Annotated in this window: 12 protein-coding genes; 9 read left to right on the forward strand and 3 right to left on the reverse strand. The window is 75.0% G+C overall.

Annotated elements, in window-relative coordinates; all coding sequences use genetic code 11:
• The first annotated feature begins 69 nt into the window (after positions 1-69).
• Complete coding sequence (locus ACHFIV_RS26935) at positions 70-1962, forward strand: AfsR/SARP family transcriptional regulator (protein WP_398974169.1); 1893 nt, start codon at positions 70-72, stop codon at positions 1960-1962.
• On the opposite strand, the gene lanKC is transcribed toward ACHFIV_RS26935, so the two are convergent.
• From lanKC to ACHFIV_RS26950, 3 genes are all read right to left on the reverse strand, one after another.
• Positions 1949-4546, reverse strand: a complete 2598-nt coding sequence (gene lanKC, locus ACHFIV_RS26940) for a class III lanthionine synthetase LanKC (RefSeq protein ID WP_398974172.1) — start codon at positions 4544-4546, stop codon at positions 1949-1951. The genes ACHFIV_RS26935 and lanKC overlap by 14 nt on opposite strands.
• 77 nt (positions 4547-4623) lie before the next feature.
• Positions 4624-5961, reverse strand: coding sequence for an MFS transporter (locus tag ACHFIV_RS26945; RefSeq protein ID WP_398974175.1), 1338 nt, complete (start codon positions 5959-5961; stop codon positions 4624-4626).
• Positions 5962-6121: 160 nt separating this feature from the next.
• Positions 6122-6280: a hypothetical protein gene (locus ACHFIV_RS26950; protein ID WP_398974179.1), complete on the reverse strand. Its 159-nt coding sequence runs from the start codon at positions 6278-6280 to the stop codon at positions 6122-6124.
• Between the two features lie 358 nt (positions 6281-6638).
• Between ACHFIV_RS26950 and ACHFIV_RS26955 the strand changes: the two genes are divergently transcribed.
• From ACHFIV_RS26955 to ACHFIV_RS26990, 8 genes are all read left to right on the forward strand, one after another.
• A complete protein-coding gene (locus ACHFIV_RS26955; protein ID WP_398974182.1) occupies positions 6639-7742 on the forward strand; it encodes a radical SAM protein in 1104 nt (367 codons plus the stop codon).
• Positions 7739-8473: an iron-containing redox enzyme family protein gene (locus ACHFIV_RS26960; RefSeq protein WP_398974185.1), complete on the forward strand. Its 735-nt coding sequence runs from the start codon at positions 7739-7741 to the stop codon at positions 8471-8473. Before ACHFIV_RS26955 ends, ACHFIV_RS26960 begins: the two co-directional genes overlap by 4 nt.
• Positions 8470-8715 (forward strand): aroma-sacti cluster domain-containing protein, encoded by a 246-nt coding sequence (locus ACHFIV_RS26965; protein WP_398974188.1) that lies wholly within the window; start codon positions 8470-8472, stop codon positions 8713-8715. Before ACHFIV_RS26960 ends, ACHFIV_RS26965 begins: the two co-directional genes overlap by 4 nt.
• A gap of 121 nt (positions 8716-8836) precedes the next feature.
• Positions 8837-11998: an adenylate/guanylate cyclase domain-containing protein gene (locus ACHFIV_RS26970; protein WP_398974190.1), complete on the forward strand. Its 3162-nt coding sequence runs from the start codon at positions 8837-8839 to the stop codon at positions 11996-11998.
• A gap of 3 nt (positions 11999-12001) precedes the next feature.
• A complete protein-coding gene (locus ACHFIV_RS26975) occupies positions 12002-12883 on the forward strand; it encodes a S8 family peptidase (protein ID WP_398974193.1) in 882 nt (293 codons plus the stop codon).
• Positions 12867-13463 carry a GAF domain-containing protein gene (locus ACHFIV_RS26980; protein ID WP_398974195.1) on the forward strand — a complete coding sequence of 199 codons (597 nt, stop codon included), beginning with the start codon at positions 12867-12869 and terminating at the stop codon, positions 13461-13463. Before ACHFIV_RS26975 ends, ACHFIV_RS26980 begins: the two co-directional genes overlap by 17 nt.
• Positions 13464-13593: 130 nt before the next feature.
• Positions 13594-14382, forward strand: a complete 789-nt coding sequence (locus ACHFIV_RS26985; RefSeq protein WP_398974197.1) for a sugar phosphate isomerase/epimerase family protein — start codon at positions 13594-13596, stop codon at positions 14380-14382.
• 307 nt (positions 14383-14689) lie between these two features.
• Positions 14690-16546, forward strand: coding sequence for a glycoside hydrolase family 3 protein (locus ACHFIV_RS26990; protein ID WP_398974200.1), 1857 nt, complete (start codon positions 14690-14692; stop codon positions 16544-16546).
• Positions 16547-16557 lie beyond the last annotated feature (11 nt).

Consider the following 16557-nt stretch of genomic DNA (forward strand, 5'->3'; position numbering starts at 1 on the left):
CCGGCGTCGCGGCAGGATCGGCCGGTGTACGGCAGCTCGTCGCCCCTCCCCCGGCCAGGAGGCCCGCTGATGCCCCTACCTTCACCTTCCGTCCGCGCCGGCTCCGCAGGCGCCGTGTACTTCTCACTGCTCGGGCCGCTCTCGGCGATGGCCGACGGCAGGCCGCTGCCGCTCGGCCCACGCAAGCAGCGGCTGGTCCTGGCCACCCTGCTGTCCCGCCCCAACACCCCCGTACCGGTGGGCGTGCTGACCGACGTGGTGTGGCCGGAAGGGCCGCCGCGGACCGCGCGCAAGAACCTGCAGGTCTACGTCAGCGCCGCCCGTGCGCTGTTCGGCGCCGTGGACGGCGCCGGCCGGGACCGGGTGGTGCACGACTGCGGCGGTTACCGGCTGCGGGTGGAGGAGGGAGAGCTCGACACGCTGCGCTTCCGGTCCCTGGCGCGGGCGGGCCGGGCGGCCGGGGAGCGCGGGGACCTGCGCACCGCGGCCCGGCTGCTGCGGGAGGCACTGGACCTGTGGGGGGAGCGTCCGCCGCTGCACGATCTCCGGGACTCCGCCGGTGTGGCGGAGGAGGCCGAACGGCTGGAGGCCCGGTGCCTCACGGTCTACGAGGACTGGGCCGAGGCCGAGATCGAGACGGGCCGGGCCGGCCTGGCACTGGACGGGCTGCGGGACCTGGTGGAGCGCCACCCCTTCCGGGAGCGGCTGCGGGTGGCGTGGATGAACTCCCTGCACCAGACGGGGCGGCAGGCGGAGGCGCTGGAGGTGTACGACGACTACCGGCAGCTGCTCGCCAGGGAGCTGGGCCTGGAACCCAGCCCGGCGATGGCGGCCCTCTACCGTGCGATGCTCGGCGGGGGCCGGGCGCCCGGCTCTCCCCGGAGGGCGGTGTGCGGTGTGTCGCTGCCCGCCGACAGCAGGCACTTCACGGGCCGCGAGGACGAACTGGCGCGGCTGCTCGACGTGTCGGGCGGACCCGGCGGGGCCGTGCTGGTCCTCTCCGGTCCGGCCGGGACCGGGAAGTCGGCCCTGGCCGTCCGGGCCGCCCACCTGCTCGCCGAGGACTTCCCCGACGGGCGCGTCCACGTGCCGGCCCGTCAGCGGGACGGCGCGGCACGCTCGGTGAACGACATGCTGGACGAGCTGGGACGGCTGTGCGACGTGGGCGGGCCCCGCCGGCCGGATCCGGCGCAGGCCGAGGACGCCTGGCAGGACTGGCTGGCGCGGCACCGAGCGCTGATCGTGCTGGACGACGTCGCGGACGAGACGTCGGTACGCGGACTGCTGCCCCGGTCCGGGCGGTGTTCGGTCGTGCTCACCGCCCGGAGTCAGCTGGCCGGGCTGGAGGCCGTGCACCGCATCGCGCTGGCCGTGCCCGAGGACGGTGAGGCGCTGGAGCTGCTGGCGACGCTGATCGGCGAGGACCGGCTGCGGTCGGATCCGGCGGCGGCCCTGCGGATCGTGCGGGCCTGCGGAGGGCTGCCGGTGGCGGTGACGGTGAGCGGGATGCGACTGGCGGTACTGCGGCACCTTCCGCTGGCGGAGTACGCGGACCGGCTGGAGGACCCGACGGCGGCCCTGGACGAACTGGTGGCCGGGGACGTGTCGGTCCGCTCGCGCCTCGCGGCGGGCTGGCGGGACCTGGACGCCCTCGACCGGGACGCGCTGACCAGGCTGGCGGGGCCGGGACGCGACGGCGCCTTCACCCTGGAGCGGGCGATGGAGGCGCTGGACAGCGACGAACGGGGCACCATACGCGCGGTCGAGTCGCTCATCGACAGCGGTGCGGTGACCTCACCCGCCGGTGAGGTCACCGCACACGCCGCGCTGTACGAGGTGCCACGCCTGCTCCGTCTGTACGCCCGCGAGCACGGGCGTCCCGGGGGGAGCGTCACCGGGGCCGTCCGGGAGCCGGCACGCGGCCTCGGCGGCGGTGCCGACCGGCTGTTCAGCCGAGGGTGAGCAGGTCCAGCAGTCCGGGACCGCTCCGGCCGGCCGCGTCGCCGTCGGCGGTGTCGCGCCCCCCGGCCAGGAAGTGCAGGGCGAGCAGGAGCCCCGCGGCTCCGGTGGCGAGGTCCGCGGAGTGGCGCCGCAGCGTCGCCCCCGGGACGAGCAGCCGGTCCTCGTCGGCGACGAGGTGCCAGGCGAGGTTGCGTACGGAGGCCAGAACCCCGGGCCCGGTCCGGGTCCCCGGGGCGAGCTGGCCGGCGGCGGCGGCAAGGCCCGCACGGCCCGTGAACAGCCCTGGTTCGCGGACGAACTCCATGGCGCAGCCCTTGCGCACACCCGGGATCAGGGCGCTCAGCGTGGCGTCCTCGTACCGGGCCGTGTACGCCTGGGACACCAGCGCCACCCCTGAGCTGCCCTGGCCGAGGTAGAGCAGGTGGCGCCGGCCGTCCTTCACCTGGAGCGTGCCGTCGGGCATGGCGACGAGGTGCCCGGCCTCGCGGTCCAGGGCGGTGCGGGCCGCCCGGCGCAACCACGTCTCGCCGGTCAGCGCGTGCAGTTTTAGGTGGAGCAGGGCGGCTCCGCTGAGCCCGCGCAGCAGTCCCGCCGACTCCGGGAGGCGCAGGCCGTCCGCCGGTTCGCCCCGCACGAGCCGGTCCAGGTCCCGGGCGGTGCGCAGGGCCGTGTCGACCAGCCGGGTGTCGGGTGTCCCGCCGCCGGCACGGGCCAGACGCAGGGCGGCGAGCGCGGTGCCCGCCCGCCCGGTGAACAGGTCCGCCGACGCCGTCCCGGGCGATGTGGACGTCGCGCGTTCCCACAGCTCCCGTCCCTGCTCGGGGCGGCCGAGCAGGGAGAGCACCAGGGCGGTGCCCGGCAGCCCGTCGAAGAACCCGCACGCGCCCGCGGGGTCCCTGCGGGACGCCGCCGACGCCAGCCAGTCGGTCCATTCCTCCGGGACGGGGGCTCCCACCCGGTGGAGGGCGTACAGGACACCGGCCGCTCCGTGCGCGAGGTCGGTACCGCCGGTGGCGAAGAGGTCCGGGCCACCCGGGAAGAGGCGGTCCGCCCGTCCGGGGGTGGCTCCCGCGTGGATGCCGGCCAGGAGCCGGGTGCGGATCCCCGCCCAGTCCACGTCCGGCCCCTCGAAGAGGGCTGCCACCCCGGCCTCGCGTCGCCGTGAGTCGTCCAGGCCGCCGAGCAGCCGGGGACGGCGTGGTCCCGCCCCGGCCGGCAGGCCGTACCGGCGGCGGGCCCAGCGTTCCAGGGTGAGGGCCTTCGCCCTTTCGAGTCCGGCCATCTCCATGACCGGCATGAGCATGGTGAGCCAGGTCGCCCAGAGCGCGTAGGCGTCGGCCTCCGCCCCGGGGGTGCCCGGAGGCGCCTGGAGGCCCGGGGCGCCCGCGAGCGGGGTGGCCTCGTCGTCGAGCGCGGTGGCGTACTCGAAGTCGACGAGGGCGACGCGCCCGTCGGGCCGGACGATGACGTTGGAGGGGTGCAGGTCGCCGAAGCGCAGCCCGCGCGCGTGGACCGCGTCCAGTGCCCGGGACAGGGCGCTCGTCACCGAGTCGGTCCACGCGACGTAGGGGGCGAGCTCCTCCGGCGACTCCGCGCCGCGTACGAGGGCGAAGCGGGCGACGATCTCCTCCAGCAGGGTGTTCCCCTCGATGTGCTCCTCGATCAGGAAGTGGTGCTCCCAGACCGTCCGCACCCCGTACACCTCGGGGACGCAGTCAAGTCCGGCCAGCGCCGTCAGTGCCCGGTACTCGCGGTGCAGACGGGTGACGGCGTCGTCGCCCGCGGCGTCGAGACCGCAGTGCGGACGCGCCTCCCGGAGCACCACGCGGCGGCCCGTCTCCCGGTCCTCGGCCAGATAGATCCCGCCGGCGTTGGAGAACTGGAGCGCCTCGGTGACCGTGTAGGGGAAGGTGTCGTCGCGGGCGGCGGCGCGTGCCGCCAGGTGCGGCCTCAGGGCCGCGGGGACCTCGACCCAGTCGGGCGTCCGGAAGACGACGCCGCGTTCGTCCGGTACCAGTTCCCCGGACGGGTGGCGCAGGGCGAGGACCCGGCGGCCCTCGGAATCGCTGCACCAGCGGGGGACGAAGGCGCCGTAGCGCGTGTACACCGGGGCGTCGCCGATCCTCAGGTCGCTGAGGACGTAGGGGCCGCTCCGCCCGGCCAGTGCCTGGGAGAGTTCACGGGCCAGCTCCAGGAACACGGTGTCGTCGGGTGGGTAGACCGCGACGAACTTGCCCGCGCCACTGCGGTTCATGTGTTTGCCCGCCATCAGCAGCAACGCCTTCTCGCTGCGCAGGAACTTGAAGGGCACACCGTGGCGGAGGCAGATGCGGGCGGTGTCCCGCAGGGTGGCCTCGGCCTCGTCGGGGACGGTGGACACATGGATCTTCCAGCCCTGTTCGGCCGGCCGGGCGTGCTCGGGCACCAGCGAGGTCCACAGGCCCACGGCCTCGCGGCGCCAGCCCGCCGGGGGCGGGTCGGTGTCGAGCCGGTACCTGGACTCCTCGTCGGGCAGCCGGGCCGGCGTGTCGAAGTACCTGCGGTCGGCGAGGCAGTAGAGCTGGGTTTCCTGGATGCCTGGCACGCTCGGCTCTCTCTTCTCGAAGCCCGCCGGAAGCGCGGACGGTGGGGGCGGACGGCGAGAGGGCTCACCGGCCGTGGTCAGCTGCCCGGGACGGCCCGGTCCGCTCCGGCGGCCGTGTGTCCGGGGCCGGGCGCCGGTGTGCGACCGGAACCGGGCACCCGCACGTCCGGGTCGCCCGGCCCCGGCGGTCCGCCGGGGTGCGCCGCGTCGTGCGGTGAGACCTCCGCCCGTGCCGACGGCGCGAAGGTGACCACGAGCGCGGACACGGCGAGCACGCCGCCGACCAGGGTGAAGGCCCACCGGGCGCCGAAGACGGACAGCAGGGCTCCGCCGGCCAGCGGTCCGAGCGGCTGGACGACGGAGGACAGGAAACCCGCGGCGCTCTGGACCCGGCCCACCCGGTCCTCCGGGGTCACGACCAGGAGTTTCGAGAGGAAGCCGATGCTCGCGACCGTCGACAGGCACATGCACAGCGCGCACATGAGCCCGGCCACCAGCGGCCGGCTGAACCAGGCCATCGCCCCGGCGGACGCCACACAGACCCAGCAGGTGGCGACGACCAGGAACCGGGAATGCCGCTCGGGGCTGATCCGTGGCGCGATCAGCGCACCGGCCAGCGCCCCGGCGGAGACACAGCTGATGACGAAGCCGCCGCCGATACCGGAACGCCCTCCCTCGGAGAACGCGGTGAGCGCCGTGAAGGTGAGCGCCCCGAAGGCGAAGTTCATGCCCAGGCCGAAGACGAGAAGTACCGTGCGCAGATAGGGAACGGCCCACAGGAACGTCAGCCCCGCCAGGAGTTCGCGCCTGCTGAACACCGCGCCCGCCTTCGTCCGCGCACGGGAGCGGGTGCGCACGAGGGCCACGCAGACGGTCGACAGGAGCAGGCCCAGGGCCTCGACGGCGAACGGCAGGGCGGGGTGGATCCCGAACAGTGCTCCCCCGACCAGCGGTCCCACCAGCCTGGCGGTCTGGGTGCGCGCCTGGAGCCGTGCGGTGGCCGTCCCCATCTGCTCGGCCGGGACGACGGCGCGCATCAGGCCGAAGACGGCCGGCCCGTAGACGCTGCCGATCACCGCGCCCGCGCCCGCGACGAGCAGGACCAGCGCCATGGGGGCGTGGCCCGCCCAGACGGCGACGGTGAGGGCGGTGACGACGGTCAGGCTGCCGACGTCGCAGAGCCGCATCAGCCGACGGCGCTCGACCCGGTCCGCCATCACCCCGCCGGGCAGCATCGTGACCAGGACGGCTCCCACGGACACCGTGCCGACGGCTCCGGCCTGCACGGCGGAGCCGGTCTCCTTGAGTACCAGCAGGGGAAGGGCCAGAGCGCTCATCTGCCCGCCCAGGACCGCGAAGAGGCCGCTCAGCCAGAGCAGCCGGAAATCCCTGTTGCCGCGCAACGGCATGGCCATCGTGAACTCCCGGTGAGGATGGGGCCGTGAGAGGGGGGCCTGCCGTGAGCGGCGGCGGGGCGGCTCCGTCGCGACGGAACCGCCCCACGTCACCGGCCGGCCGGGCGCCACGGCGGGAGGGTTCTCCCCGGCCTCCGTGGCGCCGTCCCGGTGCGTCCGGTCAGTTCTCCAGTACGACGCTGATGACGCTCACGCAGCTGCCGGGGACCACGATCTTGTCGACGGCCGTCTCCTGGAGGTCCAGCACGGAGTGCGCCTCGACCTCGGGGGTCTCGGCCTCGTTGTTGTCGTCGGCGGCGGGCTTGGTGTTCTCGGACATGGTGGTCTCCGTCCACTCGTGACTGCGCTGCTTCCGTGGCCCGAGGTGCCGGGTCCCGGTGAGGCGGGCCGTTGCCTGCCGTTGCCGAGAAAGTTAGGAGGCTCCGCCTGGCGATCGCTTCGGCGGCGGTATGGCTCCGGTATCGGCGCAGTTCACAGCGGTTCCCCCGGCCGCCCCCGGACGTCCACGACCGGCCCGGACCCCTGCTGAGCTGGGGACATACCACTTCTGAAGCTTCCCCGGAGCGTCGTCGAACCGCCACGCCACACGCTGGGGGCTCTTCCGCGCACGCCGGACGGGTCCACCGGTGACGGTCCCCCGGCGCGCGCTCCCGGCCCCCAGAAGGAGGCGGCCCCGCATGGAACTCGGCGAACTCGTCGGACGGCGGCCCTTCCCCGCCGCCGGCCTGCTGCTCGGCCTCACCAGGCGCTGCCCCCTCAGCTGCGCCCACTGCTCGACCGGATCGTCCCTGACGACGCGGGAGGAACCGGACGCGGGCCGACTGCTCGGCTTCGTGGGCTCCTTCACCGAGGAGGACCGTCCCGACGTGGTGATGCTGACCGGTGGCGAACCACTCCTGCTGCCCGCGCTCGTCGAGGAGCTGAGCGCCCGGGCCCGCGCCGCCGGTTCGCGCACGGCACTGCTCAGCGGCATGTTCTTCGCCCGGTCCCGGAACATTCCTCCTCGTGTCCTGCGTGCGATCACCGCCGTGGACCACTTCTCCGCCAGTCTCGACGCCCACCACGAACGGGAGATCCCCCGCGCCGACGTGTTCCGCGCCGTGCACCGGGTCCGGGAGGCGGGCGTGGCGGTGAGCTTCCACCTCGCCGGTACGGGAGCGGACGACCCGTACCTCGCGGACGTCGCCCGGGACATCGAGGAGGAGTTCGGCGGCCGGGTGCCCTCCCTGGTCAACGAGGTGAGACCGTTCGGGCGGGCCGCCTCCTGGGCCGCGTCCGCCCGCACCGGCCCCGGGGCGGGCGCGGTGTCCCCGTGCGCCATGGCCGCCTGGCCGGTGGTCGCCTTCGACGGGACCGTGCTGGCCTGCTGCAACCAGGACACCGTGGACCGGCGGCCGGCCCCCGCCCATCTGCGCCTCGGGCACATCGCCACCGACGACTGGGCGGCCGTACGCCGGCGCGCCCTGGAGTCGCCGGTGCTGCGCATGATCCGCACCGTCGGCCCCGCCCTGCTGGCCGAGCGTTCCGGTGTCCCCTCGCACGGAGCCTCCTACTGCGAGGGCTGCCGGGCCCTCGGTTCCGACGTCCGGGTGGAGACCGAGGCCGCTTCGGTCGCGGCGGGTGCCCCGGGGGCGCTGCTGGACCTGGCCGCGGCCCACCGCGGTGCGGCGGACGGCCCGGTGGGCGTGGTCCGACGGCACGGCTGCGCCGCGTACGCGCCCCTGGTCCTGGCAGGTGGCACCGGCACGGACGCGGTGCCCGCCGTGGAGGGGTCCCGGTGAGCGCGGGAGGGCCGGCCTGCTCGGCGCGGCTGCGGGTCACCCTGCGGCTGCTGGACGGGGAACTGCTGCACGCGATGGAACACATGTGGCGCGCCGACGACCTCCTGCCGCGCTACCGACGCTATCTGTGCACCATGCACGCGGTGGTGCGCGCCTCCGTTCCGCTGATGTGGCGCGCCCTGGAGCGGGCCGGGCAGCTGGAGAGCCGCGGTGACCCGCTGGCCGGCCCGCTGGCGGCGTATCTGCGTGAGCACATCCAGGAGGAGGAGGGGCACGACCTCTGGCTGCTGGAGGACATCCGGGCGGCGGGAGGGCTGCCCGAGGACGCGCTCGGCCCGCTCCCCGCGCCGGTCGTCGCCTCGCTCGCCGGATCACAGTACTACTGGATCGAGCACCACCACCCGGTCGCCCTGCTCGGTTACATCGCGGTGCTGGAGGGTTACGCGCCCGCTCCCGGCCTGACCTCCCGCATCGCGCGGAGGACCGGCCTGCCGGACACCGCACTGCGGACGGTCCGGGAACACGCGGCGCTGGACACCGGGCATCTGGACGAGCTGTACACGCTGCTGGACGGGCTGCCCCTGACCCGTGGTCAGGCGTCCGACGTGACGGTCAGCGCCCTGCACTCCCTCGACGCGCTCACCCGGCTGTTCGTCCGGCTCGGGCGCTCCGTGGCGGCGCCGTCGCCACGGGGGGCCGGACCCCTCTCACCGACGGGAGTCACCCCATGACCCGACCATCCGAGAGCGGCGGCGCCCCCCGGGCACCCGGGGCCGGCGAACGGCCCGCGCTGCCGGCCTCGTTGTACGAGGCCGGACTGCCGGTGGACATGCTCACCGACGAGCAGCGCCTCGTGCTCAGCGAGCTGACGGAGGAGGAGCTCGCCGTACTGCTGGACATCAAGAGCCGCCTGGACGCGGTCGGACCCGAGGTCCAGGCGCACGGCGAAATCGCCGGCGGCGCGCTGTTCTGAGCGGTGTCCGCCCGGCACGGGCCCGGCCACGGGCCCGTGCCGGCCCCGGACGTGCGCGGGCCGTTCCGGCGGCACGCACACGCGGGCCCCGCCCGCCCGGTCCCGGAAGGAAGGAATCGTCATGACCTGCTCCACGTGCCGCCAGGACCTGCCGGACGAGGCCAAGTTCTGCTCGTCCTGCGGGACGCCGTGCGCCGTCACCGCCGCCCCCGGGGAGGACGAACGCAAGCCGGTGACGGTGCTCTTCTGCGATCTCGTCGGCTCCACCGCCCTGTCGGGCGTACTGGACCCGGAGACCCTGCGCACCGTGACGCTGCGGTACTTCGAGGCGATGAGCTCCCAGATCGTGGCTCAGGGCGGCACCCCGGAGAAGTTCATCGGTGACGCCGTGATGGCGGTGTTCGGGGTGCCGGTGGTGCGGGAGGACGACGCCCGGCGCGCGCTGGCCGCGGCGCTCGGCATGCGGGACGCGCTGGCCGTGCTCAACGAGGAACTGCACGCCACGCTCGGCATCAGGCTGGCCGCCAGGATCGGTGTCAACACCGGTCAGGTGGTGGCCGGCGGCGACGCGACGGCCCGCCAGGCCCTGGTGTCGGGCGAGACCGTCAACATCGCCGCACGCCTGGAGCAGAACGCGGGCGCGGGCGAGATCCTCCTCGGGCCGGACACGCTGCTCGCCGCCGGGCCCACGGTGTCCGCCGAGCCCACCGGGCCGCTCCGGCTGAAGGGCAAGCAGGACAGTGTGGCCGCCTACCGGCTGGTTTCCCTGGGAGCGGACGACCCGGCGCTGCTGCGCCGCTTCGACGTGCCCTTCGTCGGTCGTCACGCCGAGCAGGGCGCGCTGGACGCGGCCCTGTCGGACACCGTGCGCGAGGGGCGTGCCCGCCTGCTGCGGGTCACCGGCGAGCCTGGGATCGGCAAGACCCGGCTGGTACGGGAGTGGCTGGCGCGGCGTTCCGCCTCGGGCACCCTGACCTACGGCGCGGGCCGGTGCCGCAGCCATGGGGACCGGGGGACGCTCACCCCCCTGGCCGACGCGCTCCGCGCCCTGCCGTCGCTCGCCGGCCCACCGGAGCCGTCGGCCGGCGGTGGTCCCCCCTCCGGTACGGCTGAAGACGACGCGAGGGCCCTGCTGTCCGCGGGACTGCTGCGCGACGGTACGCCGAACGCCCCCTTCGAGGACATGTGCGCCGCCCTGACGACGGCGCTGGGCGGGGCGGCCGGGCGACGGCCGTTCGTGCTGGTGCTCGACGACGCGCACGAGGCGGCGCCCCTGCTGACGCTGACCCTGGAACGGCTGACGGAGGACTCGGGGCCCGCCGGCGTGCTGATGGTGTGTGTGGGCAGGCCGGACGGGACGGCCGACACGGCGGGCGGCCTCCAGCTCAGGGGGCTGCCCCACGAGGAGAGCGCCCGGCTGGCCGGCCTGCTGGCCCGGCTCGACGGCGGGACCGGGCCGGTGGACGAGCGCCTGCTGCACCGGGCCGAGGGCAATCCGCTCCATCTGGAGCAGCTGCTGGTCGGCGGCCGTGCGGACGGGGGCGTCGCGGACGGTCCCGGGGCCGGGCTGCCGCCCACGCTCCAGGCCCTGCTCGGCGCCCGGATCGGTGCGCTGGCCCGGACGGAGCGGAACGTGATCGATCTGGCCGCCGTGATCGGCCGCGAGTTCACCGCGGCGGAGCTGCTGCTGCTGGAGACGTCCGCGCGGCTGGCGGAACGGCGGGACCCGGTGGCGCTGAGCCTGTCCCCCGCCGACCGGGCCCACCACGTGGCACGCGTCGAGGAGGTGCTGACGGCACTGACCGGACGGCGCCTGGTGGAGCCGGCGCCGGGGGCGGGCCCCTCGGCCTACCGGTTCAGCAGCGGGCTGGTGCACGAGGTGACGTACGCGTCGTTGTCGAAGCGGGCCAAGGCGGACCGGCACGCCTGGGCGGCGGAGCTGCCGGGGGTGCTGCGGGCGGGGGACGGCGCCGTCGGCGGCCATCTCGAACGGGCCTGCCGCTACCGGACCGAGCTCGGGCTGCTCGACGACCTGACGGGGCGGCTGAGAGGGCGGGCGGCCGCCGCGCTGGGCCGCGCGGGAGCCCAGGCCGCGTCCCGGTCCGACCTCGCCTGGGCGGACGACCTGCTGGAGCGGGCGGTCGCACTTGACCCGGACGACGCGGGCTCGGTGCGCAGGCTCGGTGAGGTCCGGGTGGCTCTCGGGCGGACCGGCAGCGGGGCCGCTCTGCTGCGCCGCGTGCGCGACATGGACTCGGTGACGGTGGAGTCCGCGCACGCCAGGCTCGCGCTCGCCGTGCTGGACCCCTCGGGGCCCGGCCCCGGGCCGGCGTCCACGGCGAGGGCGGTGCTGCCGGTCTTCGAAGCGGCCGGGGACGCGGTCGGCCGGGCCAGGTCGCACCTGAGGCTCGCCCAGCACCTCCAGCAGGCCGGCCGGCACGAGGAGGCCGAGCGCGACCAGGCGCGTGCCCTGGAGCAGGCGGTCCTGGCCGGAGCCGAACCGGAGCGGGCCGGCGCTCTCGGGGCCATCGGCATCTCCCTGTGGCGCGGCCCGGTGCCCGCCCCGGAGGCGGTGTCACGGTGCCGGGCGCTGCTGGCCGCGCACGGGGAGGGCCGCCCGACCGTCAGGCTCACCCTGAACTGCCCTCTGGCGGTGCTGTACGCGCTCCAGGACCGGCCCCGCGAGGCGCGTGGCTGCCTCGCCGAGGCCCGGGAACTGGCCGGGAAGCTGCGGTTCGCCGAGGCCGAGGTGTTCCTGCCCGTGTTCGGGGCGGCGGTGGAGGCGTTGCTCGGGCACAGCGCGGCGGCACTGGAACTGCTCGCGCGGGCGGACCGGGCGGCCCGGCGCGCCGACGCGGGCGGACTGCGCACCGCCGTGGCACTGGACGCGGCCCGGATCGAGCTCGACGAGGGCCGGACACCGCAGGCGGCGGCATGGATCGCGGGCGTCGGGGAGGCGGCGGAGCTCAACCGTGCGGACGCCGTCGACCTGAACGGGCTGCGGGGCCGGCTGGCCGCCACCGCCGGGCGTCCGGTGGAGGCGGTAGACCACGCGGACCGGGCCGTGCGGGCCTCCCTGCTCACGGACTCCCCGCTGGTCCGGGCGACCGCCGAACTGGACCGGGCCCGCACCCTGTCCGCCCTGGGGCGGCGGGCTCCCGCCCTGGCCTCGGCCCGCACGGCGCGGGAGCACTTCGCGGGGAAGGGGCATCTGCCGGGCGTCCGCCGGGCCGCCGCCTGCCTCCCGGACGAGGCCATGGTCACCACGACGGAGAGGAACTGACCGATGGGAAGCACCGGAACGGGCACGGTACCGGGGCGGGGGCTCACGTGGAGCCTGCGGGGACGGGGGCCCGAGGACGTGCCGGTGCCGGCGGACGAGGGGCCACCGGGTGGCACTCCCGCGCCGAACGCGACGGGGCGCGGCGTGCGCGTGTGCGTGGTGGACTCCGGCGTGGAGCGCGACCACCCGCTGGTCGGCCCGGTGGAGAGTTCCTGGGTCGCCGTCAAGGACCCGGAGAGTCAGGAGGTCACGGTCGAGCCGACCACCACCGGCGACACCTGCGGGCACGGGACCGCGTGCGCGGGCATCATCCGCCGTACGGCGCCCGACTGCGAGATCCACAGCGTCCGGGTGCTCGGCGAGCGTTTCTCCGGCACCGGTGACGTCCTGATGGCCGGGCTCCGGTGGGCCGTGGAGCAGCGCTTCGACGTGGTGAACCTGAGCCTGTCGACCACTCGCACCCGCTTCGCCCAGGAGCTCCACGGGCTCGCCGACCGCGCCTACTTCGGCCGTACGGTGATCGTCGCGTCGGCGCACAACACCCCGGTGGAGAGCTTCCCCTGGCGGTTCGCGTCGGTGATCTCCGTGGGGAGCCACCAGGAGGACGACGAGCTCCACCTGTACAACCCGGACCCCCCGGTGGAGTTCTTCGGGCCGGGGCAGAACGTGTCCGTGCCCTGGCTGGGCGGAAAGACGATCCGCACCACCGGCAACAGCTTCGCCACCCCTTACGTCGCGGGGCTCTGCGCCCGTGTCCTCTCCGCGCACCCCAGCATGACGGCCTTCCAGCTCAAGAACGCCCTCTATCTGTCCGCGGCCAACGTGCACGCCGGCCCGCGTCCTTCCACAGCGGCAGGAGATACCCCTGATGACTCCGAGAACTGATGCCACTCTCCCCTCCGCGTCCCTCCCCCTCCCGGGCGACGCCGCCCGGCACGAGCTGCTCCAGTCCGTGGTCGACGTGGCTCGGGCGATCTTCGGGGCGGCGGCCAGCTCCGTGTGCCTGCTGGACGAGGAGGCGGACGAACTGGTCTTCCAGGCGGTCTCCGGGGAGGGCGAGGAGTTCCTGGTGGGGCGCAGGTTCCCGGCGGGGCGCGGCATCGCCGGCTGGGTGGCGACCTCGGGTGAGCCGATGGTGGTGGACGACCTGAGCCGGAACGCGTCCTTCGACCGTTCCCTCGCGGAGTCCACCCAGTACGTCCCGGACGCCTTGATGGCGGCCCCGCTCATCAGTGACGCGCGCGTGCTCGGGGTCCTGGAGGTGCTGGACCCTTCGCCCCAGGCCCGGTCGGGTGTCCGCGAACTGGACCTGTTGGCGATGTTCGCCCGGCAGGCGGCGGCTGCTCTGCGGGTGCTCCCCGCACAGCCGGCGGGCGCCGGCGGGCGGGCGCTGGAGGGCGAACGGCGCGAGGACGCCCTCCAGCTCCTCGGCAGCCTGGAGCGACTGCTGCGGGGCACGGACTGAGGGCCGTCGCATCCGGGCCGAGGGCCCTCACGCCGGGCGTCGCGCGGGAGTGACGGCCGTCTCCCGAGGGCAGGAGCCGGGTGAGTGCCGGGCCGTTCCCGCGCCGGCCCCCAGCGGAAGGACACACATCGTGAAGCTCGCTTTCTCGACCCTCGGAGTGCCGGGTCTGCCCGTCGCGGACGTGGTGCGGCTCGCCGCCGGGAACGGCTACCAGGGCGTGGAGCTGCGTGCCCATCCCGAGGAGCCGGTCCACCCCGGCCTCGGCCCTGCCGGACGCAAGGCGGTGGCCGAGGAGTTCGAGCGGGCCGGGGTCGAGATCCTGACCGTCGCCGGGTACGTGCGGGTCGCCGCCGAGGGTGAGGACGAACCGGTGATCGCCGGGATGGCCGAGCTGGTGGAACTGGCGCGCGACCTGGGCGCGGCGAACGTCCGGGTGTTCCCCGGCGGCGGGGACCAGGATCCCGCGGAGGCCGACGCGATCGCCGCCCGGCGTCTGGGAGCCGCCGCCCCGCACGCCGCCGACCTGGGCGTACGGATCCTCCTGGAGACCCACGACTCGCACCGCGCCGGGGCCGACGTGGCCCGGGTGGTGGGGACCGTCGGGCACGGGCAGATCGGTGCGGTCTGGGACGTGATGCACACCTGGCTGGCCGGGGAGGAACCCGCGGCGAGCCATGCGGTGCTGGCCCCGCACCTGGGCTACGTACAGGTGAAGGACATCGCCTCCGCCGAGGACACCGTGCCGCTCGCACTCGGTGCGGGAGTGCTGCCGCTGAAGGCGTGTCTGGACACGCTGGACCAGGACGCCTGGGTCTGCTGGGAGTACGAGAAGCGCTGGTACGCCGGGGCCGCCGAGCTGCCGGAGATGCTGGCTGCGGGCCGCGAGCACCTGCTGCGGCTCGGCGCGCCGAAGCAGTAGCCCGGGCCCGCGCCCAGCGGGCCTGCGGCTCGCGTGGCCCCGCCGCGCGGCGGGGCCACGCGAGCCCGGCCGGGACCACTTCGCCGGACCACTTCGCCGGACGGCTGCGCCGACGCGTCCCGGCGGCGGCCCCGGCTCCTGGTCACGACGGGCTCCTGACGGCATGTGCGCTCCTGGGCGGGCGCCCGCCGCCGCGGCGCACGCCGTCCGGCCCGTCCCCCATTCCCGGCGAGACCCTTGACTGGTAGTTACTTTCCATATATCCGTACCTTCTTGGAAGTTTCTTTCAGCACCGGAAGGGGCTCACGTGCACCACCGCACCTCCAGACGCACCCTCCTCACCGCCACGGCGGCCACCGCCGCGGCCGCGGCGACCGGCGTCGCCGCTCTGCCCGGCAGCGCGCAGGCGGCCGTCTCCGGAACCTCGCCGGACAGCCGTCTCAAGCGGCTCATCGCCCGGATGAGCCTGGAGGAGAAGGTCGGCCAGCTCTTCGTGATGCGGGTGTACGGGCACTCCGCCACCGATCCCGACCAGGCGGACGTCGACGCCAACCTCGCCGAGATCGGGGTCCGCGACGCGGCCGAGCTGATCTCCACGTACCACGTCGGCGGCATCATCTACTTCGCCTGGGCGCACAACACCCGCGACCCGCACCAGATCGCCGACCTCTCCAACGGGATCCAGCGGGCCGGGCTCGCCGGGCCCACGCCACTGCCGCTCCTCGTCTCCACCGACCAGGAGCACGGCATCGTGTGCCGCGTCGGCGAGCCCGCGACACTGATGCCGGGCGCGATGGCCCTGGGTGCGGGCGGTTCCCGTTCCGACGCCCGCACGGCGGGGCGGATCGCGGGGGCCGAGCTGGCGGCGCTGGGCATCAACCAGAACTACGCGCCGGACGCGGACGTCAACGTCAACCCGGCCAATCCCGTCATCGGGGTCCGTTCCTTCGGTTCCGACCCGGAGTCGGTCGCGGGGCTGGTCGCCGCGCAGGTGAAGGGGTACCAGAGCGCCCAGATCGCCTCCACCGCCAAGCACTTCCCCGGCCACGGGGACACCAGCACGGACAGCCACACCGGCCTGCCCTACATCCACCACACCCGCGAGCAGTGGGCCGAGCTGGACGCCCCGCCCTTCCGGGCGGCCGTCGCCGCCGGCATCGACTCGATCATGACGGCGCACATCGTGGTACCCGCCCTCGACCCCTCGGAGGACCCGGCCACCCTGTCCCGCCCGATCCTGACCGGCATCCTGCGCGAGGAGCTCGGATTCGAGGGGGTCGTGGTCACCGACGCCCTGGGGATGGAGGGCGTGCGCACGAAGTACGGCGACGAGCGCGTCCCCGTCCTCGCGCTGCTGGCCGGGGTCGACCAGCTGCTCAACCCGCCGGACCTGAAGGTCGCCTGGAACGCCGTCCTGAACGCCGTGCGGGGCGGCGAGATCAGCGAGGCCCGCATCGAGGAATCGATCCTGCGCATCCTGCGGCTGAAGTCCCGGCTGGGGCTGTTCCGCGACCCGTACGTCACCCACCGGGGTGTGGACCGCGTCGTCGGCGTCCCGTCCCATCTCGCCGCCGCCGACCGGATCGCCGAGCGGACCACCACGCTGCTGGCCGACGACGGCGCGCTGCTGCCCCTCTCCCGCCGCTCCCACCGGAACCTGCTGGTGGCCGGCGCGGATCCGGCCTCCCCCTCCGGCACGACCGGTCCACCGACCGCCACGCTCGCCGCGGCCTTCCAGGAACTGGGGTACACGGCGACCGCGCTGTCCACCGGCACGGCACCCTCCGCCGCGAAGATCGCCGAGGCAGTGGCGGCGGCGGAGGGCAAGGACGCGGTGGTCGTGGGCACGTACAACGTGACGGCGACCAGCTCGCAGCGCACCCTGGTCAGCGCCCTCGCGGCGACCGGCGTCCCGGTGATCACGCTCGCGATCCGCAATCCGTACGACGTCGCCCACCTGGCCGGAACGGGCTGTGCCGCGAGCCTCGCGTCGTACTCCTGGACGGACGTGGAGCTGCGGGCCGCCGCTCGTGTGATCGCGGGACGGGCCCAGCCGGAGGGCAGGCTGCCGGTCCCGGTCCAGCGGGCGGACGCCCCCGCACAGACGCTGTACCCCGTCGGCCACGGACTGTCGTACCGGAGACACACGGCCCCCTCGCCGTGACCACCTGACGG

The organism is Streptomyces sp. ALB3, from assembly GCF_044385685.1.
Lineage (GTDB): Bacteria > Actinomycetota > Actinomycetes > Streptomycetales > Streptomycetaceae > Streptomyces.

Coding starts and splice junctions, on each gene's coding strand:
- ACHFIV_RS26935 (WP_398974169.1), top strand. CDS start 70: ATGCCCCTACCTTCACCTTCCGTCCGCGCCGGCTCCGCAGGCGCCGTG.
- ACHFIV_RS26945 (WP_398974175.1), bottom strand. CDS start 5,961: ATGGCCATGCCGTTGCGCGGCAACAGGGATTTCCGGCTGCTCTGGCTG.
- ACHFIV_RS26950 (WP_398974179.1), bottom strand. CDS start 6,280: ATGTCCGAGAACACCAAGCCCGCCGCCGACGACAACAACGAGGCCGAG.
- ACHFIV_RS26955 (WP_398974182.1), top strand. CDS start 6,639: ATGGAACTCGGCGAACTCGTCGGACGGCGGCCCTTCCCCGCCGCCGGC.
- ACHFIV_RS26965 (WP_398974188.1), top strand. CDS start 8,470: ATGACCCGACCATCCGAGAGCGGCGGCGCCCCCCGGGCACCCGGGGCC.
- ACHFIV_RS26970 (WP_398974190.1), top strand. CDS start 8,837: ATGACCTGCTCCACGTGCCGCCAGGACCTGCCGGACGAGGCCAAGTTC.
- ACHFIV_RS26975 (WP_398974193.1), top strand. CDS start 12,002: ATGGGAAGCACCGGAACGGGCACGGTACCGGGGCGGGGGCTCACGTGG.
- ACHFIV_RS26980 (WP_398974195.1), top strand. CDS start 12,867: ATGACTCCGAGAACTGATGCCACTCTCCCCTCCGCGTCCCTCCCCCTC.